The 24,576-nt window shown below is 51.9% G+C and carries 18 protein-coding genes and 2 pseudogenes; 3 read left to right on the top strand and 17 right to left on the bottom strand.

What is annotated here, in order from left to right; genetic code table 11:
* Positions 1 to 591: 591 nt before the first annotated feature.
* The 8 genes and pseudogenes from RB620_RS09675 to RB620_RS09710 all read right to left on the bottom strand — a co-directional run bounded on the left by RB620_RS09675 (position 592) and on the right by RB620_RS09710 (position 7,851).
* Positions 592 to 1,267 (bottom strand): annotated as a pseudogene (locus RB620_RS09675) (Rpn family recombination-promoting nuclease/putative transposase).
* Between the two features lie 161 nt (positions 1,268 to 1,428).
* Positions 1,429 to 2,151 carry an amino acid ABC transporter ATP-binding protein gene (locus RB620_RS09680; RefSeq protein WP_308093834.1) on the bottom strand — a complete coding sequence of 241 codons (723 nt, stop codon included), beginning with the start codon at positions 2,149 to 2,151 and terminating at the stop codon, positions 1,429 to 1,431.
* The gene (locus RB620_RS09685; RefSeq protein WP_308093836.1) at positions 2,144 to 2,821 is read right to left on the bottom strand and encodes an amino acid ABC transporter permease; all 678 of its coding nucleotides are present in this window, start codon (positions 2,819 to 2,821) and stop codon (positions 2,144 to 2,146) included. The genes RB620_RS09680 and RB620_RS09685 overlap by 8 nt, the downstream gene beginning before the upstream one ends.
* A 25-nt stretch (positions 2,822 to 2,846) precedes the next feature.
* The gene (locus RB620_RS09690; RefSeq protein ID WP_308093838.1) at positions 2,847 to 3,656 is read right to left on the bottom strand and encodes a transporter substrate-binding domain-containing protein; all 810 of its coding nucleotides are present in this window, start codon (positions 3,654 to 3,656) and stop codon (positions 2,847 to 2,849) included.
* Between the two features lie 150 nt (positions 3,657 to 3,806).
* The gene (locus tag RB620_RS09695; RefSeq protein WP_374121391.1) at positions 3,807 to 4,829 is read right to left on the bottom strand and encodes a glycoside hydrolase family 53 protein; all 1,023 of its coding nucleotides are present in this window, start codon (positions 4,827 to 4,829) and stop codon (positions 3,807 to 3,809) included.
* Between the two features lie 240 nt (positions 4,830 to 5,069).
* Positions 5,070 to 5,309, bottom strand: coding sequence for a hypothetical protein (locus tag RB620_RS09700; protein WP_308093840.1), 240 nt, complete (start codon positions 5,307 to 5,309; stop codon positions 5,070 to 5,072).
* A 141-nt stretch (positions 5,310 to 5,450) separates the two neighbouring features.
* Positions 5,451 to 6,308: a metallophosphoesterase gene (locus tag RB620_RS09705; protein ID WP_308093989.1), complete on the bottom strand. Its 858-nt coding sequence runs from the start codon at positions 6,306 to 6,308 to the stop codon at positions 5,451 to 5,453.
* A gap of 19 nt (positions 6,309 to 6,327) precedes the next feature.
* Complete coding sequence (locus RB620_RS09710; protein WP_308093842.1) at positions 6,328 to 7,851, bottom strand: DUF4153 domain-containing protein; 1,524 nt, start codon at positions 7,849 to 7,851, stop codon at positions 6,328 to 6,330.
* A 376-nt stretch (positions 7,852 to 8,227) separates the two neighbouring features.
* Here RB620_RS09710 and RB620_RS09715 point away from each other — a divergent pair, with 376 nt between their 5' ends.
* From RB620_RS09715 to RB620_RS09725, 3 genes and pseudogenes are all read left to right on the top strand, one after another.
* A complete protein-coding gene (locus RB620_RS09715) occupies positions 8,228 to 10,066 on the top strand; it encodes an ABC transporter substrate-binding protein (RefSeq protein ID WP_308093844.1) in 1,839 nt (612 codons plus the stop codon).
* Positions 10,067 to 10,225: 159 nt separating this feature from the next.
* Entirely contained in the window at positions 10,226 to 10,627 is a 402-nt protein-coding gene (locus RB620_RS09720; protein WP_308093846.1) for a DUF2500 domain-containing protein, read from the top strand.
* Between the two features lie 189 nt (positions 10,628 to 10,816).
* Positions 10,817 to 11,433: pseudogene (locus RB620_RS09725) on the top strand (IS256 family transposase); the annotation flags it as partial.
* Positions 11,434 to 11,438: 5 nt separating this feature from the next.
* Here RB620_RS09725 and RB620_RS09730 read toward each other — a convergent pair.
* From RB620_RS09730 to RB620_RS09770, 9 genes are all read right to left on the bottom strand, one after another.
* Positions 11,439 to 12,302 carry a fumarylacetoacetate hydrolase family protein gene (locus tag RB620_RS09730; protein ID WP_308093848.1) on the bottom strand — a complete coding sequence of 288 codons (864 nt, stop codon included), beginning with the start codon at positions 12,300 to 12,302 and terminating at the stop codon, positions 11,439 to 11,441.
* Between the two features lie 29 nt (positions 12,303 to 12,331).
* Positions 12,332 to 13,660 (bottom strand): hypothetical protein, encoded by a 1,329-nt coding sequence (locus tag RB620_RS09735; RefSeq protein WP_308093850.1) that lies wholly within the window; start codon positions 13,658 to 13,660, stop codon positions 12,332 to 12,334.
* A 22-nt stretch (positions 13,661 to 13,682) separates the two neighbouring features.
* Positions 13,683 to 14,501: a sugar phosphate isomerase/epimerase family protein gene (locus tag RB620_RS09740; RefSeq protein WP_308093853.1), complete on the bottom strand. Its 819-nt coding sequence runs from the start codon at positions 14,499 to 14,501 to the stop codon at positions 13,683 to 13,685.
* 96 nt (positions 14,502 to 14,597) lie between these two features.
* Complete coding sequence (locus tag RB620_RS09745) at positions 14,598 to 17,906, bottom strand: Ig-like domain-containing protein (protein ID WP_308093855.1); 3,309 nt, start codon at positions 17,904 to 17,906, stop codon at positions 14,598 to 14,600.
* 233 nt (positions 17,907 to 18,139) lie between these two features.
* Positions 18,140 to 20,236, bottom strand: coding sequence for an alpha-L-fucosidase (locus RB620_RS09750; RefSeq protein ID WP_308093856.1), 2,097 nt, complete (start codon positions 20,234 to 20,236; stop codon positions 18,140 to 18,142).
* A gap of 34 nt (positions 20,237 to 20,270) precedes the next feature.
* Positions 20,271 to 21,338: a Gfo/Idh/MocA family protein gene (locus RB620_RS09755; RefSeq protein WP_308093858.1), complete on the bottom strand. Its 1,068-nt coding sequence runs from the start codon at positions 21,336 to 21,338 to the stop codon at positions 20,271 to 20,273.
* A gap of 34 nt (positions 21,339 to 21,372) precedes the next feature.
* Positions 21,373 to 22,371 carry a Gfo/Idh/MocA family protein gene (locus RB620_RS09760; RefSeq protein WP_308093859.1) on the bottom strand — a complete coding sequence of 333 codons (999 nt, stop codon included), beginning with the start codon at positions 22,369 to 22,371 and terminating at the stop codon, positions 21,373 to 21,375.
* The gene (locus tag RB620_RS09765) at positions 22,364 to 23,407 is read right to left on the bottom strand and encodes a zinc-dependent alcohol dehydrogenase (protein WP_308093861.1); all 1,044 of its coding nucleotides are present in this window, start codon (positions 23,405 to 23,407) and stop codon (positions 22,364 to 22,366) included. The genes RB620_RS09760 and RB620_RS09765 overlap by 8 nt, the downstream gene beginning before the upstream one ends.
* Complete coding sequence (locus tag RB620_RS09770) at positions 23,404 to 24,552, bottom strand: aminotransferase class V-fold PLP-dependent enzyme (RefSeq protein WP_308093862.1); 1,149 nt, start codon at positions 24,550 to 24,552, stop codon at positions 23,404 to 23,406. Before RB620_RS09770 ends, RB620_RS09765 begins: the two co-directional genes overlap by 4 nt.
* Between the last annotated feature and the right edge of the window lie 24 nt (positions 24,553 to 24,576).

Genomic DNA, 24,576 nt, shown 5'->3' on the forward strand with positions numbered 1-24,576 from the left:
CACCTGGATCCAGGTATTTCGCAACGATTCCAACGACCAGGCAGATGATCGGAGAAAGTGAATCAACGTTTCGTAAGAGCGGCTATTCAAAGCCAGATCAGCGATTTTATCCTTTCGTTGTGAGAGACTTAGGATACCATACAAATCGCCTGGCTGGGTTATTTTACTATGCAACTATGTTTCGACAAAAACTTTTGACTGTCCAGATTTTCAGTTAAAGAACTTTATTTTCTCTCACCAACAGTTTGCCGTTGGTAAAAAAAACCAATAATTTGTAATGGAACTGAAATATTTCTTTCATCCTTCTTTAATGAAGGCGGGCTATAATAGAACTCGACCCCCTTTTTAAATATAAACACTTTGACCCGTTGCCCGTTGCAACGGGTCCCTTTTTGTCCAAATAAAGAAAAACCCTCACGGCGTAAGGGTTCGCAGCGATTATGGACTTGGGAAAATGGTCGGCAAACCCGTTTTGGTCGGAATGAATATCCAAACTAAGTAGCAAGGATGCGCAAGGATGTCTAAGATCGATGTTTCGATGTGTAAACGAATTAAGGCAATGAGTCAATCCTCACGCAGCCTTGAGCCATTTTAATGTGTTCTACTCAGCGTTTCCAGTTGCTCGGCAGAAAGTCCAGTCAGCTCAGCTATGGTTGTTTTGTCCATGCCTTTAGCCAGCATGATTTGAGCCACTTCAATTTCCCCTTCTTCTCTTGCGCCTTCAAGCATCGAAGCCTCGTCATGAAGCGCCTTTTGCCGCATCTCATACTGACGCCTCGCTTCCGCATCCTGACTGAGGTATTCCAAAGCGGTCATTGCTTTGCCCAAAGCGGGTTCGTTCACTTTCAACACCTCCCAGTTGGTTGTATCTTCGCTTTTCAGGAACAACAGCCAGTTGAGTAAGCCGCTTTCATTTGGTATCTTCTGCGCATTCAACTTAGAGAGCTCCATGATGTGTATTTCAATGTCGTCAATCAGCGTAATGCCGCTGTGGTCTTCCCGCAAATGAATGACATTATGGTAACGGTCGTTAGACAGTATGGAGAAGTTAAGAATGTTGATCGTGACGCATTTCCTCAGCCGTTTGTAAGACTATGCGGCGAATCCTTATCCGTGTACGGATTCATGAGAATGATCTCGGTGAGCGGCGGCTCCCAGCCTCCAGAAAAGTTCTGTTTAGAAAGGCAAGCAATATATCCTTGCTCTCTTCGCTGCCGAAGATGGGCTTGAAGACGAAATCGTTCTTGGGATCAAGCAGATCATGCATCCGAATCAATTCCCATCCTTGTCAATATTATACCATAACAGGATCGTATTCCGCATACGCAAAAATGCCCGAAAATCCTGTATCCAGCAGGATTCCGAGCATTTAGTATGGATGGCCAATCTCGGCCTCGCGGACATTAACGTCGCGCGGGGCCGCCCTTGTTACAACACCTTGCTCAAAAAGTCTTTCGTGCGCGGATGCTGCGGGTTCGCGAGCACTTCTCGCGGCACGCCTTCCTCGACGATGACGCCGCCGTCCATGAACAGCAGCCGATCGCCGACCTCGCGGGCGAAGCCCATCTCGTGCGTGACGATAACCATCGTCATGCCTTGAGCGGCGAGCTTCTTCATAACGTCGAGCACCTCGCCGACCATCTCCGGATCGAGCGCCGAGGTCGGCTCGTCGAACAGCATGACCTCCGGCTCCATGGCCAGCGCCCGCGCGATGGCGATGCGCTGCTTCTGCCCGCCCGACAGCCTGTTCGGATAAGCATCGCGTTTATCTTCGAGTCCGACCGAACGCAGCAATTCCAGCGCGATTCGCTCAGATTCGACGCGACCGACATTCTTGAGCTTCGTCGGCGCCAGCAGCAGATTTTCCATGACCGTCATATGCGGGAACAGGTTGAACTGCTGGAACACCATGCCGAGCTTCTGCCGGATCCGGTTCAGCTCCGATTGCTTGCGCGTCACCTGCTTGTCCTTGAACCAGATTTCGCCGCCGGTCGGCTCCTCCAGCCTGTTCAAACAGCGCAGGAACGTGCTTTTGCCCGAGCCGCTCGGACCGATGACCACAACGACCTCACCCTGGCGGATGACGGTGTCGATGCCCTTCAAAATCTCGTTTTTGCCATACGCCTTGCGCAGACCCTGAACTTTAATCATCGGTACTCAGCTTCCTTTCCAATGCGCCCAGCAGCTTCGACAGCGTAAAGGTCATTACGAAATAGATCGCGGCCGCGACGAGCAAAGGCTCCAGCGGCTGGAACGTCACTCCGCGAATCGTCTGGGTGTTGTATAGAATCTCGGCGATCCCGATAGTGGATACGAGCGACGAATCCTTAATAATGACGATAAATTCGTTGCCGATGGCTGGCAGCATGTTGCGGAACGCCTGCGGAAGGACGACGTATCGCATCGCTTGCGCCCTGCTTAGTCCAAGCGATCGCGCCGCTTCCATCTGCCCCTTGTCGATCGCGGCGATCCCGGCGCGGAACACCTCCGCCATGTAAGCGGAGCTGTTGATGGTAAGCGCCAGAACCGCGGACATAAATGGCGGCAAGTTAATACCGAACTCGGTCAAGCCGTAGTAAATGATAATGATCTGCACCAGCATCGGCGTGCCCCGAATAATCTCGATGTAGGCCGACGCGATCACCCGCAGCAGCCAGAAATTCGAGATGCGCAGCAGCGCGAAAACGACGCCGAGGGCGGTGCCGAGAAGAACGCCGAAGAACGACAGCTGAAGCGTCATCCAGGCGCCTCTCAAGAAGGAAGGCCAGTGCTCCTCCAAGAAATTAAAATCCAATCCTAAGATCGTTAAATCCAAATCCATCCGCTAACTCCCGTCCGCTGTCGTCCTATTCGCCGACCAGCTCGTTGGCTTCGATGACGAAACGGTCGATGTCGCCGTTTGCTTTCAAACGCTCAAGCGTCGTATTGATGCTGTCCAGCAATTCCTGGTTGCCCTTCTTCACGGCAATGGCGGAACCTGCTTCTTCTTCGGATTGTTCGATCGTAATGCCTGTCATCACGACTTCTTCCTGCTTCGAATCGTATTGCTCGGCAACCGGCTTCTCGAGGATCAGCGCGTCGACGCGTCCGCTGTTCAGCTCAAGCACCAGCTCGGGAATTTTCGCCAAGGAAGTCAGCTTTGCGCCTTCGATCTCCTGCGCGATGCCTTCTTGGATCGAACCTTTCTGCACGCCGATCTTCTTGCCCTTCAAATCATCCAAGGACGAATAATTGCCTTCCTCGCCCGCTTTCACGAGCACGCCTTGTCCGGCCAGGTAATAAATATCGGTGAAATCGACCGCTTTTTTGCGCTCATCCGTAGGCGTCATGCCGGAGATGACAAAATCGACCTTGTCCGCGTTCAGCGCGAGCAGCAAGCCGTCGAAGTCCATGTCCTGGATTTCGAGCTCGGCGTTCATGTCTTTCGCGATTTCTTTGGCGATCTCGATGTCGAAGCCGACGATTTGGTCTTTGCCGTCGATCGTTTTGTGGAATTCGTATGGCGCGTAGTCCGCGCTTGTGCCAAGCACGATCTTCTTCTTCGGCGTGTCATCCCCCGCCGCCGCGCCGCCGTTCTCGTTTTTCGGATCCGCGCCACAAGCCGACAACGAAGCCGTCAAAAGGATAACCGCTAATGCCGTTACCATTTTTTTCATATTAAATTCCTCTCCTTTTCTGTATATGAACATGAACTATTATAATATGTAACTCGATAATAGCAATAGTATGCGTAAAGTAATGGATATTATTACCTATGAAAATGGAGAAAGGACTCGAATTCTCGAGTCCTCTGTCGTTTTAACACGTTAATTAATAAAACCATCAAGCGCAATTGTCGGACGGCCGTTCGATTGCCATGCTCCTTTGTTGTAGCCGCCGTTGTAACCTGGCGAAGCTTGCGGTTCCCAGTAAAATACGCCTAGTCCATTGCCGCCGGCAATATTGCGAATTTTCGTCTTAATATCCGTCACGAAGCTCTTCGCAGCGGTCGCCTGATTGTAGTCTAGCCCAATTTCGGTAATCATAACCTGCTTGCCGTAACGGGAGATCATATCGTTTGCGTTCGTGATCGTCTGGTTTACCTTCGTGGACCAATCCGATGCCGTCGGATACAACGACATGCCGATAATGTCGAACGTTGCTCCGTTCGCGATCAGCCCCCCGATATTCCATACGAATAACGCGTTGTCGTAACCGTTGGCCAGATGGACGATCGTCTTCGTGCCGCTGCTGACGGACTTGACCGCGTTGTTGCCCGTGTTCACGAGCCAAGCGTAATTTTTCATATTCACCGACGCCTTGCCATCTTCCCACAACATGCCGTTATTCGTTTCGTTGCCGATCTGCACCCAATCCGGCGTTACGCCTTTGGCTTGCATCGCGTACATGACGTCCCTGGTATGATTCCAGACGGCGTCCATCAGCTGCTGGAACGTATAGCTCTGCCAGGCGGCCGGCTTCGTTTGTTTCCCCGGATCCGCCCACGAATCGCTGTAATGCAGCGTCAGCATGATGCTCATCCCCGCGTTCTTGGCGCGCTGCGCGAGCGTGGCCGCGCGGTCTTTGTTCATATAGCCGTTGCCGTAATCATTCGAAGGATTCACGAATACCCGGATGCGCACGGAGTTGATCTGGTAGTCGTTTTTCAGAATATCGATGATGTCACGCGTGTTGCCGTTCTTATCCTTCCACGTATACCCCTGCGCCTCCATCCCTGGTACCCAGCTAATATCCGCCCCCTTTGCGAACGCCGGAGCCGCCTCCGCCTTCTCCGCACCGCTCCAAGGTCCGCCAAGTCCGAGGGTCAGAAGCATTGCGACAGCCAGCATTCCGCTAAACCATTTTCTCATCCTACCATCTCCCTTTTTCCGTTAAGCCTGACGAACATCTGCGCTATGGGATCGTTAGCGAGAATCGTTATGTATACGCTTTCAATTCGTGGCAACCTCATTATAGGCCCCCGCCAGCGTGCGGAAACAGGAGATTCTATCAACAAATCAGCAGTTTTGAAAAGGAGTTTGCTCACATTCATTCAAATCCGAATCAAAACGTACGTATTCCGCGCAGCCTTATTTCCGCTTCCGGCACTTCCCGGCCTTCTTCCTCCGCTTGCTTCTGGTCGAGCTGCTTTGGGCGCTTTCGGTTTCTTCTTCTTCTTCCGTGCTCTCGCCGGAGCCCGTATTCGATGTTTGATTGACGCTCGGCGAATTTTCCCAAATATGGCCGAATATAATCGTGCCATTATTTTTGACGATTATGACTTTGCCGTAATAACAGGGCATGGGATCATCATCCTTCGATTCAGTCATGTTCCATACCCTATTGTACGTGGCCTAGCTTGGCGGCGCATTGGCTCATCCATTAGGAACAAGCGCCTTTTGTTGACGCGCGCCGGATCCTAAGGCGAATTTCGGGATGTGTCTGCAGCCATGGCCGACCGCGAGCGGTTATCAGCCATTTGCCAAATCCACGGAGACGATCTCCGGACGATTGAACAATCGTTGCGGGAACGTGCTATTGCCAAGTCCACGGTTAATGATCAGCGTCGAACCGTCGTTTTCGTGTTTTCCTTCCGATAATTTCGGCCAGAAGCCTTGCTCTGGCGAATAGACGCCCCCCACGAACGGAATCCGAAATTGCCCGCCGTGCGCATGGCCGGCGAAGCTAAGGTCGATGCCATGCTCCGCGTACACCTCGAACAGCTCGGCCCTATGCGTGAGCAGGATCGTATACGCTTCCGGATGTCCGATGTTTTCGAACGCTTTCGCCAAGTGGTTGTTCATCTTATCGACGTCGCCATCCCCTGCCCGGTCGAAGATCGGGTCGTCTACCCCCGCAATGCGAATGAAGCCGTCCCCGAGCGGAATAACCTCATGTTCGTTGCGCAGTACGTGAATGCCAAGCTCCCGCAGCTCGTTCTCCAGCCCCGGATAACCTTCCGCCGCATACTCATGGTTCCCCGCCACAAAATAAACCGGGGCGATCTCGGCAATCCCCTTCATCATCGCCAAGCTGGCTTCGCCGTCGTAATGGTTGGCATCGACGAGATCTCCGGTAACGACGATGAGGTCCGGCTTCAGCTTCTCTACCTTGCTAACCAGCGGACGCTGATTGCGGCCGAAATCCTTGCTCTGCAGATCGGAAAGCTGGACGATCCGGTAACTGTCGAACCCTTGCGGCAGCTTCTCCGAGGATATCCGGTAGCTCGTCACCCCGATCGCGTTGTTCTCGAGATACAAAAACAAGAAAGCTGCTAGAATGATAGCGGGAATATAGATAAGAAACCACCGTTTCGTCCTGCTCAACATCACTTCCACCCTTCTCTCCCTACTCAGGCTTCAGCCGTTCGAACGCGGCGTTCCAGGATTGCCATTCTTTCCTGCCGGCCGCCTCCATGCGCATTTGCTTCAAAATGTCGCGAACTTCCGCAAGCTGCGGATGCCGCTCCTGCAGCTTCATGAGCGCCGGGGCCGCGTCCACGGACAACGTCGACAGGTAAGCCCAATCGATCCTGCCCGTTCGTTCGTACCGGTCCGCGTTGTTCTCGGCGATGCGCGCGTCAAGATTAGCATAGTTCATGATAACGTAGGCCACAATAGCGAGGGCGATGTTAACTTTGGCAAGCGAATATCTTCCGTACCAAATCCGGACGATCGCGGCCAGCATCATAACGGCAAGCAGCACCATGAAGCCGTGAACGAGCAACCGAAGCTCGGTGAAGCCATACGTTTCTTCATATAATGACAGGCGGCTGTAAGCGGATATCAGCATAATGACGGAACAGCCCATAAGCACCGTAAGCAACGTTTGCTTAAGCCTCTCGAGCAGCTTGCCCTCCAGCTTGACGAAATGCAGGCCTAAGAGCAGCAGCCCCATGTTGATGATCGCAATCGCGACGAGCTCGGCGAATCCCCTTCGAGCATATTCTGCATAAGCCGTGCCTTCCGGCAGCATTCCTTCCGCCGCTCCGAACAAATACGAGAATTGGATGGCCACGAATAAAACGTAGACGATATTGACGCAGACCAGAACGGTAGCGGCAATCGTCGGATCGATATAAGCGATCGACTGCCTCTTCTCTCCCGGGACGCCATGCGGTTCCTTCGGGAACGCGGCTTCCAGCGCATCGTCCGTCTTCGGCTTCCGGAAGAGCAGTCCCCATACATAACAGAAAACATAGAAGGCGATTCCCGCGCCGAACACGATTCTGCCGATGCCTTCCCCAATCGTCTCGTCGTCGATTAGATTCGGAATGCGTTCAATCCAAGATTCGAAGATTCCGTCCGCGGAAGCCAGAAGGGCGACGACGATCAGCATCAGCGGCGCGGCGACGAGCAGTCCGAGCGCCACCTTGCCGAGCTTGCCTCCCCGAGAGCGGAACGAGCCTTTCTCGAAGCCGAACCACCCGGCAAGGATCCCGAACGGGACGGTCAGATGGGTTAGCGGCGTTATCAGCCACTGAGCGAGCAGCTCGCCCAAGAAGCCCGGACGATGCCAAGGCTGCGAGCCGCCGCGCGTCAGCAGCATCGTCTGGGCGACCATCATGATCATGAGTGCCCCTAGATTCAGCACTCGGAACAGCTCGTTCGCAAACAGTCCGTATGTCAGCGCGATTGCGGCGATGGGACCGAATAACAGCCAACCCGTTTTGGATTGCCCCTTCCACTTATCAAAGCCGCCGAGCCGTCCTTGGACCGAATAAAAGAATAGGCTGTAGCAGCCGAGCACGAACAACGGAATGGAGATGCCGGGCTCGTTCTCCACGAATAAATATTGGCCCACGGCACCTAGAAGCAGAGCGATCATCCACATGCGGCTATATCGTTTTTGCCAAGGCGCAGGATCTCTCATACGCGTAATGCCCTCCCTTTGCTTTTTCCTCAGAGGTTGTTCATAAAGTCCACTTTTGATCACGGAGCATATCAGGATGCGTATTCGACTTCGAATCTTGAATTCAGCCGGAACAAGCGTATGCTTACGAAGTATGTTTCCTCCGGAAACATTTCAGGTGCTCACGTAGCTATCACTACGCTCCGCTCCTCATTTCCTAACTTCATCCAACCTTCTACAGCGTTTTTGAAAAAAACGCAGCATCGGAAGCATAAGCTCATGTGCTGAAAACTGGACTTTATGAACTTGCTATTTTTATTGTAACCTATAAAATAAGAACAAAAAGTGCAATTTCATTTCTCGTAATTTCATATTTTAGTGAGAAAGGTTGGCAGGCATGAAGATTCGACGCCATTATATCGCGCTAAGGCGTGCTTTTCCGTTCATAGCGGATGGCGAAGCGGCCATCGCGACAACATTCGAGTTGGCGGAAAAGCTCGATTGCACGACTCGCAACATGGTCATGATTTTGAAGCGGATGGTCGATGAAGGCTGGATCAGATGGGAGTCGAAGCGCGGCAGGGGCAACCGATCCGAGCTGATCTTCCTCGTGCCGCTCGACTTCATGCTGCTGGAAGAGGCCAAAGAGCTGGTCGGCCGGGGCGATCTGCAGGCCGGACTCGACACGCTGCAGTCGACGGACGGCGCTGCGGCAAGGGAAACCTTCCAAGACTGGCTCACTGGACAATTCGGCTTCCGCTCCCAGGTAGAAGGCAAACGCCGCACGGATACGCTTCGGTTCCCGCTGCCGGGCACGATCGCGAGTCTGGATCCTGCGAACATCCATTACTTCGGCGAATCCCATCTCGTCCACCAGCTCTTCGACGGCCTAGTCCGGATGGACAGCCGCGGAAGCGCGGTTCTCCCCCATCTCGCACATGCATGGGAGACGGACGAGACACGAGCCGAATGGACCTTCTATCTCCGCAAGGGCGTATTGTTCCACCATGGACGGGAGATGACCGCCGCGGATGCGGCTTATTCCATCGAACGTCTTCGACTTTGCGCGCCCGAGGGTTTGTATAGCTGGGCTTACCGCGACATCGCTTCGATCGAGACGCCCGACGACACGACGATCCGCTTCAAACTCAAGGAACGGAACGAGCTGTTCCTCCCGTTCCTGACGACGAACCGGGCTTCCATCGTGCCGCAGGATGTATGCGAAGCCGAAGGCGAACGGTTCGGCCGTGCCGCCCTGGGCGGGACCACCATCGGCACGGGCCCTTTCCTGCTGGCCTCCAGCGACCAGGGTATTCTGACCTTGGAGGCGAACCCGTCCTATTTTCAAGGCCGCGCGTTTCTCGACAGGGTCGAAGTATGGACGATGCCGCTGCCTGTCGACCAACCTTATCAGGATAGCCGCGAACTGAGGCAGTACCAAGTGATGCATAACGTTCGCATGGTCGAGGGCGAAGGCGGGCAATGGCAGCAAGTCAGGCAATCGGGCACGACCTGCAAATTTCTGACCGTGAACGAGTTGAAGGACGGGCCGCTGGCCGATCCTCGCCTCAGGAAGCTGTTGAATCTCGCGATCAACCGATCCGACCTGCTACGATTGTTGTCGGGCGACGTGATCGAAGGCGCATCGAGCTTCTGGCTGAGGGCGAGCGGCGGGGAGAAGCTTGAAGGTAACGGAAGGTCTCCTGCGACCGTGTTGGAGGAGCACGAACGACTTGAGCTGCTGACGAAGCTGAATCCGGCAACTGGCCGCTCAGGAGGAGGCGCGCTAACGCTTATGACCATCCCTCAATATGCCGCCGACGCTTCGTTGGTCGCGGAAGTGTTGAAGTCGCATGGCATCGCGCTCGACATCAAGCTGCTTCCGGCCGAACAGTTCAAGGGCGAAATGCGAATGGAAGCGGATCTGCTGCTGTTCGCCGTCATGCTCGACGAATATCGCGAGCTGCGGCTGATCGATCTGTACACGAGCATGCTCCAGCATATGGGCGAGACGGAAGGCAGCGCGCTGATCGGATTGCTTCGGGCGATCATGGCCGAATCCGATCCCGGAACTCGCGCGAAGCTATTTATTCGAATCGAGCAAGAGCTCACCCGTCGCCATAGCCTCTTCTTCCTCTACCGGAAACATTTGAAAACGGCTTTCCATCCATCCGTCCGGGGCATTACGCTGGAGTCGCTAAGCTGGGTGAGATTCAAGGATTTATGGTTCCGTTGAAACATCCTCGGCGCTATTTTGGGGACCAGTGGCCTGCTAATGTGCTTGATCGCGCCAAAAAATAGGTTAGATCCGTGCTGCCCGAGCCGAAACATTTTCCCGGGAAATGACGTATTACGTTCGAAAGACACTTATTTCCAATTGGAGGAGGATTACGGAATGAGCAGCAACTTCGGGCCGCCTGCGGGCTTCGACCTCATGTTTACCATCGTGCCGATCTTGGTGTTCCTAGGCTTCGTCGTCGTCATCGGAGGCATGATCTTCGCCGGCGTGAAATACGTTCGGAATTCGAGCGCCCCGCAAGAGAGCGCCTATGCCCAGGTCGTAGCGAAACGCATGGACGTGCGCCATCACACAAATCATCAGAATCATGACAACAATATCGGCCATACTTCTTCATCATCGCGGACGTATTATTACATTACGTTGCAATTCGACAACGGCAGCCGGAAGGAATTCCTCGACGTCAAAAATATATACGGCCTCGTCGTTGAAGGCGACACCGGCTTCGCGGCCACCAAAGGCGAGTGGATCGTCGGCTTCGAGCGCAGTGCGGGTTAACGCGATTCAACCGAATGGGGACATGCGAGTCATTTAGATTCGCCTCGCGTACTTAATTCAGCCGAATGGGCACATGCTTAGTTGAGTCCATATAATTGTGTAAAATAGTGAACTTCATAAAAGAAAGCCATGAAGCAAATACTCATCTAGAAAAGTTGCCTAGACCATTCCAGAGGAGAGTATTTGTTCATGGCTCAATATCAGGTTACACTAGATCACCAATTATTAAACCAACTGTTTATCGGAGAATCTCGGGATGCTAGAGTAGCAGCTTTGCTTGAGACGGTCTTAAACCAAGTGTTGAAGGCGCAGGCCACCGAGCAATTGGGTGCAATGGAGTACGAACGCACGGCAGAGCGTCAAGATGTGCGTAATGGCAGCTACAATCGTGGGCTTACAACACGTGTTGGTAGTATAACGCTGCAGATTCCACGATTTCGAGACGGCAAGTTTTCTACAGAACTGTTTCAGCGCTATCAACGAACAGAGCAGGCACTTGTGCTATCGCTTATGGAACTCGTCGTCAATGGAGTATCCACTCGAAAAGTTACTAAAGTGACAGAGGAGCTATGCGGTACACAATTCTCCAAATCCACAGTAAGCGAACTATGTAAGCAGCTGGATCCCGTTGTGCATGCGTGGAAACCCGGTCACTACACGAGGTCACTTATCCTTTTGTAACCGTAGACGCGATGTATGTGAAGGTACATGAAGACAGTCGAATTCGCTCCCGAGGTGTCTTTATTGGTTATGGAGTGAACTCAGATGGCAACCGTGAGATTCTTGGGCTTATGGTTGGGGACACACCGGGTTAGCCCCGGATCCGATTTTTCAAGCTGCCCAGTTTACTGATCTCAACGACGATTTCGTCCCCGTCCTTTAGCCATATGCGCTTCTCCGGCGGATAGCCGAAGATGACGCCTTGCGGCGTTCCGGTCAGGATGATGTCTCCAGGGTTCAAAGTGATATATTCGCTAATATAACTAACCAATTCGTCGCAATAAAAAATCATATCCGACGTATTGGATTGCTGTCGAATTTCTCCGTTCAATCGGCATCCGATCTCCAGACGGTTCGGGTCTCCGACTTCCTCTGCAGTAACCAAGTACGGGCCGATCGGACAGAAATGATCCAGGCTTTTTCCGAGCATCCATTGATTCGTTCTGAACTGCAAATCTCTGGATGAAAGGTCATTGGCGATGCAATATCCGAATACGTGCTCCAGCGCCTCGTCTCTGGAAACTTTGCTCGCCGTCTGGCCGATCACGATCACAAGCTCTACTTCGTAATCCCCTTCCTTCACGGAAGGAGGCAGCGGAATCGTCTGCCCATGGGCGGAGATAGAATTGTTAAATTTATTGAATAGAACTGGGAATTCCGGAATGCTCATGTTGGATTCCGCGGCATGCTCACGATAATTTAAGCCGACGCAAATGATTTTCCCTGGATTGGGAACACAAGGGCCGAATGTCAGATCTTCCTCTTGCAGCAGATTGCCGGATTCTATTGCACTCCGAAGATGCTCCTTCACTTGCTTGATCACCTTGTCACCCCCGGCGATCAAAGATTCCATCGTCCGAGGCCATCCGTCCTCCGCAGGAATTTCTACGACTCCTGATTCCGTCTTGACACCCAACCGCAAGCCTTCTTCCGTTGCAAACGTAAGCAATTTCATTTCTTATACACCCCGTTTCGGATTCATTCTTATTTGAACTCGATATCCTTGACTTGATCGTAAAAGTGCTGCCACCAATCCGGATCTTCCGCTGGGTAAGCCGGCCTGCCGTCCTCAAGTTTTTTCCATGCTTTCTTTGCCATATCTAGGGTTTCCTGAACGCCTCCGACATCTTTCACAATCCATTTTCTCCCAATTTGCGCATGAAGAACTTCATCTGCCCAATCGTGGTCGTGAAATGTTGTTGCCAGCGCATAACCGGCTTCTCTGGAGATATTCCATTCATACTTTTTACCGGTATCTCCGGGCATAAGTCCAAATTCAATGTCATATAAAATCGCATGCCTTTCCTGAGGTGTAAGCATCGTGTTCAACTCATACGAGAAGTTGATCCGAATGGGCAATTTCGTCCAATCTATTCCCATATGTTCAAAGGCGACTTGACCCATCATCGAATGTCTGGCTTCGTCCCAAATTTGTCTCCCCATATCGTGATAATATTCCCAAGGTTTTCCTTTCGTTTCAGCGACAATGGAGCATTGCATTTCGGGCACATCCATTTCTCTTAGTCTCTTGTACAGCAACGCCCAAACCCTCTCTTTTGCATCTCGCGATTTGTCCTGATAAAGTTCATCTGCGGATAACACACTGTTATAAATGTCAGTAAAGCGTTCATCTCTGCGCGGAACAAAGTCGGCCTCGAATGGTTTTATTGCACGCGGTGCGGGAAGTTCCACAGATTCAACATATACTTGTCTTCCCGTTATCCCTTCTGCATCCTGCAGATAAGCATGAACGTGATTCATCCATCGATTCATTTCGTCCAGTTGTTGATTCGTCTTTACCATTGCTTGAAGAGCTTGCTGTCCCCACTGAATCATATCCTCTTCATCCAGGGCTAGCATTTTCAGCATTCGACATGTCGGATAATCGACAAGTGGATTCGTCAATTGCAAGTGTTCTTTGTATGCCGCCAACAATGACGGACGGATCACACCATAAATTCCGGCTAGCAACTCAACCGTTGTACTGGAATAAATGAGTTCATTCATTAACGTTTCCAGCTTGGGATCAGGAATCTTGTCCAAGTAAAGCGGCGGTTCCCGCATTTCTGATACGCGTTTGCGTACTGAGGTGATATGTTCGGCGTCTAGCCAGATGTGCAGACTCATTGCTCCTTTAACTTCCCATTCCGGAGTTCGATTCATATGCTTCACCATAATGTCGTATAGTTTGGATTTGATATAATTAAACCGTTTCAAAATGCTAACATTATCATCTATTGGAAGACCGATGCGGCATGCCTCCTCCAGTTTGCACACACCGGCATACTTCGGAATCTCTATCGAATTATCCATTACATGCACTCTCCTTATATTATCAGCACTGCCTTATCCAAATTTTTAAATCCTCTATCGTTTTTATGATATCATTGATCTGCTCTTCCCCGCTTATTTCACGTTCGATAATCAATTCCCCGTTAAATCCACTTTGCATTAACTTAGAAATAAACCTGGGAAATTCAACCTTACCCAATCCCGGAGCAACCTCTCGTCCTAACTGGTCCCCTGTGGTTGGATAAAATCCATCTTTAACATGAACATTTTTAATGTACCCGCCAATAACATCCAGAGCGTCTATGGGATTTCCTTTACCATATAGAATGAGATTGGCAGGATCGAAATTGATACCGAGGTTGGATGTCCCTACTCTCTCTATCGTCCTTAGAAGTACAACAGGAGTTTCCTGTCCCGTCTCGAACCAAAATTCAATTCCTCTTTGTTCGCAATATTGTGCGACCTCGCGAATAGCTTCTACAACAGGCTCATAATTTGAATCCATCATATTTTCAGGTATAAACCCGCAATGGGTAATAATGGCTGGCGCTCCAATCCAGACAGCAAAGTCGGCCCATTTCTTTAATGCTTCCACACGAACCTGACGGTATTGTTCAGGGACAAGTCCCAATGTAGTCGGACCCTCACGGAAATTCCACTCCCCCGGACCGGGAACACCAGCCCACACCGCACTTACCCTTACATTCGCTGCTATTGATTGTTTCACTGTCTTCTCTGCTATTTCTCTGGTTGCCAGGTTCATATCCCAACTTCCCAACTGGCAAACGTTCAATCCAAAACGGGTTACGTGATCAAAACATTTCTCGGAATCATTCAACATATTAAAAATTCCAATTTCCATGCTTCTGTCGCCTCCTTCTACAACGTATTCTTTATCAGACGCACCACCGATGCATAGAGTTGCCATACAGTGGTACGTCTGATTAATCACTCTAAATCAATTAACAGTAATCGTATAAATCGGTCGTATTTGTCCTGGCACGCTGCTGATAACATTAATGGTAATATCATATTTGGGATAATTGAAACCAATATTCCCCTTAACCTTGGACTGGCCGGTCGAGGCCCCATACAAAGAAGCCCCTCCGCCCGTAATTTGTACGGAAGTTCCGCTGGATAAACTCCACGATTTCGTAACGGACGAAAACTGTGGTTTCGCAGTCACTGTAGGGGTTTGAGTCTGACCTACAGTCATTGTCGTATTGATGCCAATGGTCATTGGATCCATTTCTACTCTATTCACTTCCACCAAGATACGGGCCACTTTGTTATATTTGCCCGCAGTGATCACAGTGATTCCCGTAGCTACCGGAGTGATTACACCACTTGCAGAAACCGTGGCTACTGCAGGATTTAAAGAAGTATACGTTGAGGTTGAAGTCACGTCTGTCTCTACTACAAATTTATCGACTGCTTTCACGTTTAGAGCATAAGTGCCGCTTATCGAATCAAATCTTTTATACCCGCCATTCGAAAACCATATATCGCGAGGTATATTCGTAACCGTATCATTAATACTAATGCCGATCGCAGCTGTCTTTCCTAGATAAGTGGCAGTTACGGCCACAGCTCCATCGTAAACTCCTGTAATCACTCCTGATGCATTCACAGTAGCAATATTCGTGTTCTGAGAGGACCATGTTGCAGATGAGGAGCTTAATGTTGCCGCCCCCCCATTGATATAGACAACTTCTAAGGTTGGTGCATAAGTGGAACCCTTATTTATGGAATGCCCCGTTTCTGTAAATCTGATCGATTTAATCGTATTGGCCGCTACCACATTAACCGTTCTTGTGCCCGTCTTACCGCTATTCGAGGCGCGTATTGTCGTTGTTCCGACGGCAACCGCAGTAACAACCCCTGAGCTGTTAACCGTCGCAACACTTGCATTATCACTGCTCCAGGTGATGGTTTTCCCTTCCGTTACTTCAAAGTTTTCTGCAGTCATAATATCCGGGTCAATCTTAAAGGTTTGCGTCGGATACAATTGTAAATTTGCTGTTTCTCCTTTGGTCAGATCAATATGGTCAACTGTCGAAGAAGGAAGAACCGGTCTTACCATTCCCAGGCTAGCTCTTGTGCCATAATAAAACACATAAGTGCGCGGCAATGAAGCGCTCATCGTTAATTTGTTATTTGTAACCGTGTACTCTGTATCCGATATTACTTCATAGAATGTTCCGTTAATGGGAAACCAGATATCTTCTGTAGTTCCTCCACCGGGCATCGTAACAGCAAGAAATTTGTTGTTTGCATTAACAACGCGATCATTGTGGCTGTAAATGTGTATGCCGGCATCGGTAAGCATTCCCCTTAATAGCGCCGGGGTTAGCAGGGTAATGTCATCGGCAAAAAAAGAAAACCATGTGTTTTTATCTTGCCTAACTACGATGGCTTTTCCATCTGGGGAACTGACTAAAGTCTCGTTAGGAAACGCAACTGCAAAAGCATGTGGAGGGTTCGTATTGCTGAAGGAGCTATAAAAATTGGCTAGTGGCACTTCTGTCAAATTTCCGGTTGTCCCCATAGGGGCACTCGAACTAGCAAGCCTTATATCCATCCAGGTAATATCCTGCAATGTTGTGTAAGATGCGGCTTTCGTCGAGGGATCCAATATTCCCGACATGCCAATCCAGACAAAGGCCTTATCGCTATTTCTTAAATTGTTAATGGCGGTTCTTTGTGCGGATGTTAACGCATAGGAATTGGCAAATACATACATTCTATAATTATTTGCATATCCTGCAACGAGATCGTCCAATGAAATCACATCAAAAGGCACTCCCATTTTACCCATTTGTCTTCTGAATGGTTGTAATTTAGCATTTAAGGCGGATTGTGCGGGCGTCTGGTATAGCATGCTTTTTTCATCCACAATAAGCGCCACTTCTGTCCAATTTGTTTGCGTTACAGAATTTGCCGCTTCGGCTAACGAATTCATCATCGCTACCTGATGGATCAGTCCCGGGGTATTCACATTGCCGCTGCCGCTATTGTCATACCACCAATGGCCAAATCGTTTCGTTAATGCAGCCATAAAATTTTTCCACAGTATTGCGCTGCTTTCATTTTCATTCGTGGCAAATCTTATCCAATCATCTTCCGGGTCTAAGCTGACATGGGTTCGCGTATCGTCCTCGCTAATGATTAATTTCCCATGATTTCTTGCGGAATCGGCAAATCCATGCCAACCTGAGTACCCATCCACTTGTCTCGTATCGTAAGAAAGAATTTGACAAAAGTAATCTATTAAAGTGGAATTCAGCAGGTAGTTAAAACCAAGATGTCCGGAAATATTATTAAATTGGGCAGTCTCCATCGAATAGCCATAAGCAACACCGCAAATTCTTTTATTATTCGTTTCATCCTTAACGACTGAACACAGATATTCTATGCTTTTAGCTACATTCTGCGAATCGTATTCCATAAAATCGATAGTGGATTGGTATATATTAGGATCAATAAACGGACCGTTAGTAATTTTTGTTGGAATCCACGCTGTGTTTAATGTAACTGTTGGATGGTTCCACGCTGTTCTTAACGCTGCATCGGTTACATATTTTGTTTTAAGAAAATTGCGGAAATTCACATGATTTGACAGACTGCGGTCAAAATCCGTGTTGCCGAATATTTCAGGATCCATCCATTCCCCGGATAACCCCCCCGTTAACATATAACCGATGACACGATCCCTGTATGGACTGTAATTTATATCACGAACAAGTTGTCTTACCTTCAGACCGGCATTTTGTCTCCATTTCTCCGAACCTAATGAAACATGGTAAGGTGCCGTTGGATCGATATTCGGATCGTTAAGCGCATAGTTGGTAATTTCAAGCTCGGATGGAGTGGCAGTCCATATAAGAATATCAAAATATGCCTCGGGATCCTGCGCAATAATACTATCCAACAGCGGTTGTAAAGCTGCAACTGTACTTCCGACAATGGCTCTAACCTGATATAAATGGATGCCTGCATATTTGGCATCTCCTGCAAAATTTGGATACTTTGTAATCCAAGTGTCAGGAATGGCCGTTCCCCACTGCGTAAACATAATCGTCGGGGTTTTAACGTTGTTAATATAAAGTGCCGGCGCGCCGCTTGTTGAGTTTACTGTAACCGAATCCAGTCTCAGCAGCGGATCGTCGAATACGGAAGCGTTAGCGGCTGGGACAAGTAAACTCATAAGAAGTACAGTGGTTAACAGTATGATAAGTCTTGTTTTAAGATACGCTTTCAACATCATATTCATCTCCTAAATTTATTAGTGATCCCTTTCCCAAAACGATTCAGTACAATAGCAGGATGTGAAGTAGCTATGACTGGCGGGTTACTGATAGCCGAAGCAAATCAAGTCGGATCATTCGGATGAGTAAATGTCAAAACCCTCTTGTTGCTAACTCCTTTGTTCAAAAGGGTGTTTCTCTTGTTTGCATAAATATCGCCTCCTTTCCGAACCAAATCTTTGAACGCTGAAACTTAATAGGCCAGCTCCACCATCGCGAACGTCTCCAGAAGAGGTAGCCGGAAGGACACGTAACCGTCTCGGAACTCATATACCAAGGGCGTCCCTTCCTTCAAAAGGACGACGCTCTGCGGCGACGGACCTTGCCAACGCAGGCTGAAACCGATGTTCGCGACCGGTATGTTGGGCAACTGTTCCTGGAAATTAAGCACCCGGAGCGTATATCGTCGATCCGCTTTGTGATGAAACCATACCGCCTCCACAGATTTCGGTGCATCGCTCCCTGTGGACCATCCGTTAGGGGAAAGACTGCAGATCAACCGGACGAACAGATCGCGGTGGTCGTCCGAAGTCATCCTCTCGAGCTCTCCCGTGCAATAGACGCTACGGCCTTCACCAATGCGGTTCAGAACGAGGGCCGGACGTTCGGTAAAGACTCCCGGGGGATTGCTAATCGCGGAAGCGAAATGCTCCGCGTCACTCGGATTGACATAGGGCAGCGTCTGCGAGGCCGCGACTTCCGCTTCCAAGGCGCCGGAGAGCGTTACGATCGCCTGTGAACCGGAAATCATGACGGGGTACGCCGCCGAATGACGAGGAAACCACTCGCCGTAACGGTCCGTCGGCGATAGATAGGTGATCTCTTCCGCCGTCTCCCCCACGCGGGAGACGCCTATCACGTCTGCAAGCCCGAAGTCCTGACGTCGGCTGCCGTCCTTGTCGAACAACGCAGCGTCCTTGCTAGAGTACAAACCGCCGCCGCTCCGGACGAAATCGCGTAACGCCTTGATTTCCTCGTCATCAAGAACCGAAGGATTCGGTAGCACGATGACAGAGAATCGAGCCAGTTCAGGAAGGTTCTTCTTGGTAACGACGCCGTACGGAACGTTCGCGTTCATGAGAGATTGGGCCGCATTCATCGCTGACTGAATAACAGGCTTCTCGAGTCCGCCGGCCATAACCGGTCGGCCGTTGTCCCTGAAATCGATTTGCGATTCGAAGTTTAAATAGATGGCGACATCCTGCACGATTTCCGCGTCCGGATCGAAGTAAGGCTCGTAGGCTTCGATTTCCCCGTACACCTCACCCATCAGCCGATATACAGAAGGATCCAGCGTACCTTCGGGATCTATCGCATCGATGAACAGGAACGCGCCGCCGTTGGTGACGGCAGAGAAGGCCTGGGCCCGGAGCATGGCCTTCGATTTGGTCGTCGTGTGCTCGGTGAGATCGGGACAGCGCGACGTCATGAATTCGAACGGCTTGTTTTCCGTCAAATGGTGCAGCGCCTTGCAGATGAACGTCTGCTGCAGAGCGTTTCCATAGAAGTCGCCGCTTGCATAATCGGTCTGCTTGAAGAAATCGGCGGTCAAGCCGTTCTGCCAGCCGACCGACCACGAGGAGCTCTGCTGCCCGACCGTGGCGCCCGGCTTCTTCTCCTTGATCTGCTTTGTCATCTCGGCTGCATACTCGGCCAGCCACGCTTCCCGCTTCCGCTGGAAGCGGATCCATGCCGGATCTGACCAATCGACCGTCCGCGGAATTTCACATCCCGTTTCCCTCAAATATCTCGCTATGCAAGCCCCGCAGTAACAGGGCGAATACGGCCAATGGATCATATCGATCCACATGCCTTCGAAATCGTACCGTTCGCACAGATCTTCGATTTGCGACAGCATGAAGGCACGGTAAGGCGTATTGAAACAGCACACCCCGAATCGCCCGCGGTCCCACAGGTACTCCGCCGTGTTCCTTCCTTCGTCCGAGACGAACCGCCAATCAGGATAGGTGTCATACGCCCATTTGCTCCAGAAATTCACATACACGATGACGCGGATACCAGCTTCCCGGCATGCGGAGGTTACTTCGCCGATCAGGTCTCTTCCTCCCAATCCTGTGTGCATGTGGCCATATGGCGTAGGCCAATAACAAATGCCAAGACAGGAGCTGGCGTATACCATGGCCGTATCGACGCGGGCCGTCTTCAACAGCTCCACGTAACGGGCCGTATCGAATTTGCTCATAAACCGCTCATCCCAGTCTGGAATATGCATGTCGACGAGATTTCTCCGGTAGCTGTTCCGGTACCACGGCAACGTGTCTTTATCCATTTCGAATACCCCTCTCATCTCTCTTTCCCCCGCACTACCGCCCGATTTTTACCCATTCCCCGCCGCGAACAGCGGACAGTCGCTCCGCTTCAGCGATCCGAATCGTGCCTAGTGTATCCGCGGGAAGTGATCGCTCGACGGGTTCTCCTGCAGCTATGCGTTCGGCAAAGTAGCGGATTTCCCGATAGAAGCCGAGATTCTCATCCAGCTCTGGCTTGAAGCCCGTTCCTTCCGCAGGATGATCAGTCAGCACGCCTTTTTCGAATATGAGGTTGCCCCGCTCGAAATTAACGCGGAAGCTCATCTCAAAGCCGAAATCGCCCTGCAGCGTCCCGTCACTCTGCGCAAGGATAACCTTGCCGTCTGGGTAACTGTAGTGGGTGGAGACGATGTCGAAGCCGCTGCCCGGATAAACATTCCTTCCCATGCAGGAGACGCTGTCCGGCAACCCGAAAAGCCAATTAATCATATCCACATCGTGAACGTGCAGGTCGAGCAGGATGCCGCCGCTCCTCTCTTCGTTTAACATCCAGTTGCCGTGCGACCAAACCGGCGGGGAGCAGCCCCGAAAGAACGTCCCCGCCAAGGGAGCACCGTACCGTTCCTCCGCGACGCACGCTTTCAAATATTCGTAAACCGGCCAGAAACGCAGGCACTGAGCGATCATCAGTGTAAGGCCGGCTTGTTCGGCGGCTTCTAACATCCGATGGGCGCCCGTGGCGTTGAGCGCCATCGGCTTCTCACAGAGCACGTGAAGCCCCCGTTTAAGCGCGCGGACCGACACGTCGGCATGTAGGTCGGTCGGCAGCGCGATATCGACGAAATCCAGCTCCTCCGAAGCTAGCATCTCGTCGATGTCTCCGTAGAGTCGATAAGGTGAGAAGTCAATATTCTCGATCGATTCGTTCAAATTCCCTTCCACGAACACGTTGTGGAATTTCCGCTGGTCGATATCGCACACGGCCGTCAGCCGAATCGGGTATCCTTCCTTCTCCAGTCTCGAATATTGGGCCAAATGAACCCTGCCCATGAAGCCGATGCCGATCAGCCCTGCTTTGAGAACTCTCTGTTCCTTTGCATTATCGCCAATATTCATGCTCATGACTAAACTCCTCCTATAACGTCGGGTTGCGGGCTTACAGGCGAATTTCTTGTCCGGACGAGCAAGCATGAACGATCGCGTCTGCAATCTCCACCCCGTGAACAGCGTCGGCGAACGACAAATAATCAAAGCCCTGTCCGCCGCCGCGAATGCAGTCGGCTACGAAGCTGAGCTGATCTCGTAAGGCGCCATAAGTTTGCCCGTTCAGCTCGTGGTGAATGTTGAACTCCGTCGTCCGCCGCCCTTGGCCGCTCCAAACCTGCAGCCCTGAACCCGCCGTTTCGAAGTGCGCGATACCGCCCGTTCCGATCACTTCCACTTGGTCGGCGATGGCGATGCCGGCTTCGTCCGGCGTCATCCAGTTGCTATGAAGGATGGCGAGCGTACCGTTCTCGAACTGCAGCGTCGCCCACAGCACTTCCGGAGCCGCAGCCCCGGTCAGAAACCGTCCTTGCGCCCGCACGGAGATGACCCTGCTCGATGCAAACCAGACGGCCAAGTCGAGATCGTGAATCGAAAGCTCGTAAACGGTGTGCGTCCGTTTATACGTTTCGAACAATGAACGCTGACGAGACCTTTTGAAGTACATGCTGACAGGCGCCCCAAGCTGCCCTTCGCGCAGCGAACGGTAAATTTCCGCGTAGCGCGGATCGAACCGCAGCAGATGGCCAGGCAGCACCTGACGGCCTGCTTCGCGAGCGGCCTCCAGCATCGCGCGAGCCTCGTCCAGCCGGGTGGATATGGGCTTCTCAACGAGCACATGTTTGCCCGTCTGCAGCGCCTGCAGCGTCGGAGCTAGGTGCTCCTTCTCGTAAGTGACGACGCTGACGAGATCGATATCGTCCCTTCGCAGCAACTCCTCGTAGGACTCGTAACGGTCAGCCGTCCCGCATTTCTCTCCCATCGCCCTCAGGCGATCCGGGCGGTTATCGCATATGGCGACGAGCTCGACCTGCGGCAGGGAGCGGTAAGCTTCCAGGTGGCTTTCTCCCCAACTGCCAAGGCCGATGACGGCCGCTCTTACTTTATCCATGGTCATGCTCCTCCTTAACGGGCTGCAAGAAAATTTTCCCGCTGCTGACCTTGCCTTGAACGAGATTCCGGAAGGCGGCGTCGGCTTCGTCCAGCGGCCGGATTTCCGTCCAGCCTTCTTCTGTGATCTTCCCCTGCTCGAGCAGTTCGACTGCGTCGGCGAAATCGCGGGCCGTATAGCAGAAAGAGCCGAGCAGCTCAATCTCGCTGCGGATCAAATAATTGATCGGCAACTCTGTCTCATCGATGCCGAGCCCGATGTTCATGAACGTGCCGCCCGGATTGACGAGTCGAATGGCGGTTTCCCGTGTCGGCTGGAACCCAGCGGCATCTACGACGACATCGGTGCCTTTGCCGTTGAAAGCAGCCCGTACGACCGATTCGAGCGACTCCTCCCTCGGGTTCGCGGTTAGCCGAAACCCGAGGCGGCGGACCATTTCCAGCCTCTCGGTGTTCGTATCTGCGATCAGCACTTCTGACGCCCCGAGTATCCGAGCCGCCATCGCGCACAGCATGCCGATGCCTCCGGCTCCGAAAACGACGACCGCCGCGAGCGGATGGCGGACCATCGCCCGACGCGTCGCCCTCAGCGAGCAGGCGAGCGGCTCTGCCAAGCTGGCCCGGAAAGGATTCAGCTCCGCGGACACCGCGACCAAAGCACCTTCAGGTACGACTGCGAATTCAGCGAACGCGCCCGGCCGGTGGACACCGATGATTTGTCTTTTCTCGCACAGTTGCGTATAGCCGTTACGGCAACTCCGGCATAATCCGCAGTACAGCAGTGGGTTGACGACAGCCTTCTGTCCGGGGACGTAACGGTCTGCTCCGGCACCGTTACGCTCCACGATGCCGCAAGTCTCATGGCCCATCACGAGAGGAGGCACTCGAAGGCTGTTGTGGCCGAGATAGCCCTCCAGCTCCGATCCGCAAATTCCGACCGACTGAATGCGAAGTAGCACCTCGCCCGGCCCCGGTTCCGGGATGTCGCGCTCTTCGATCCGAATGTGCTCCGGGGCGCTCCATACTGCCGTTTTCATAACTTTTCGACCTCCTTCGCCTGGCCGACGAAGCCTTCCGACAAGCAATCGATCAGGCGGTCCACGTCTGCGCTGTCGTTAAACAAATGAATCGACGCTCGGAACCGGCCGTCGCCGCCCCACAAATAGATCCGCTGCATCTGCAGCAGCTCGGAAATCTCATCGCCCCGTTCGGAAATGACGCAGATGTTGCCGGCCCTCCTGAGCGGGTCCTTCGGCGTCATGATCTCGAAGCCGAGCCCTTCCAGCTTGCCGATCAGCTCGTCGCCGAGCCTCAGGATATGGTTTTCGATCCGGTCTATTCCCGTATCTAGCAGCAACTTGGTGGAATGATTGAGCGCATACACCGTCGGATAGCTCGGATACCCTGTTTCGAACCGCTGGGCGTTCTTATGGAATTCGTAGCTGCTGTGGCGAATCGGGCTAAACATATCAACCACGCTTCGCCAGCCGACCGAACGCGGCATGAAATCCGCCAGCCGCTCCGGGTTGATGCCGAGAATGCCGAGGCCATGAATACCCAACAGCCATTTGTATGAGCTGCACACGAGAAAATCGGTTTCATTCATGTCGACCGGAACGGCGCCGAGCGATTGCGTGGCATCCAGCAGAAGCAGCGCTTCCGTTCGTTTCAACCGATCGTACAATCCGCGGTAGTCGAGTCGAGTACCCGACAAATAACTGACATGGCTCGTCATGACGAGCCGGGTTCGCTCATCTACGCATTCCAGTATATTATCTGGCGTAATTTGCCAATTCGTATGCTCCACGAACCGGACCTCCACGCCTCTGTCCTGCAGCACGAGCCAAGGTAGAATGCCTGACGGGAATTCCAGCCGGTTGACGACGACGTTGTCGCCGGGGCGGAAAGCGAGAGAGCCCGCGATCATGGAGATGATTTCCGAAGAGTTGGACAACAGGCTGATATTTTCCGGTTTTCCGCCGAGCAGGAGAGCGAGGTTCGATTTGCACGACGCTTCGATCGCTGCGTTGTTCTCCCTGCCTCCAGGCCCCTCGCTACGAAGGTTCATATAATCGTTGACGGCTTCCAAGCTTCCCTTGAGAGGTGGGGTTTCGGCGCCGCTGTAAAACCATGTGTTGTCCTCCATGCCGATAAACAATTGTTTGTTCAATAAAGCTTCCATAGGCTCTCACTCCTCGTATTTCAA

Source organism: Paenibacillus sp. LHD-117, assembly GCF_030929555.1.
GTDB lineage: Bacteria > Bacillota > Bacilli > Paenibacillales > Paenibacillaceae > Pristimantibacillus.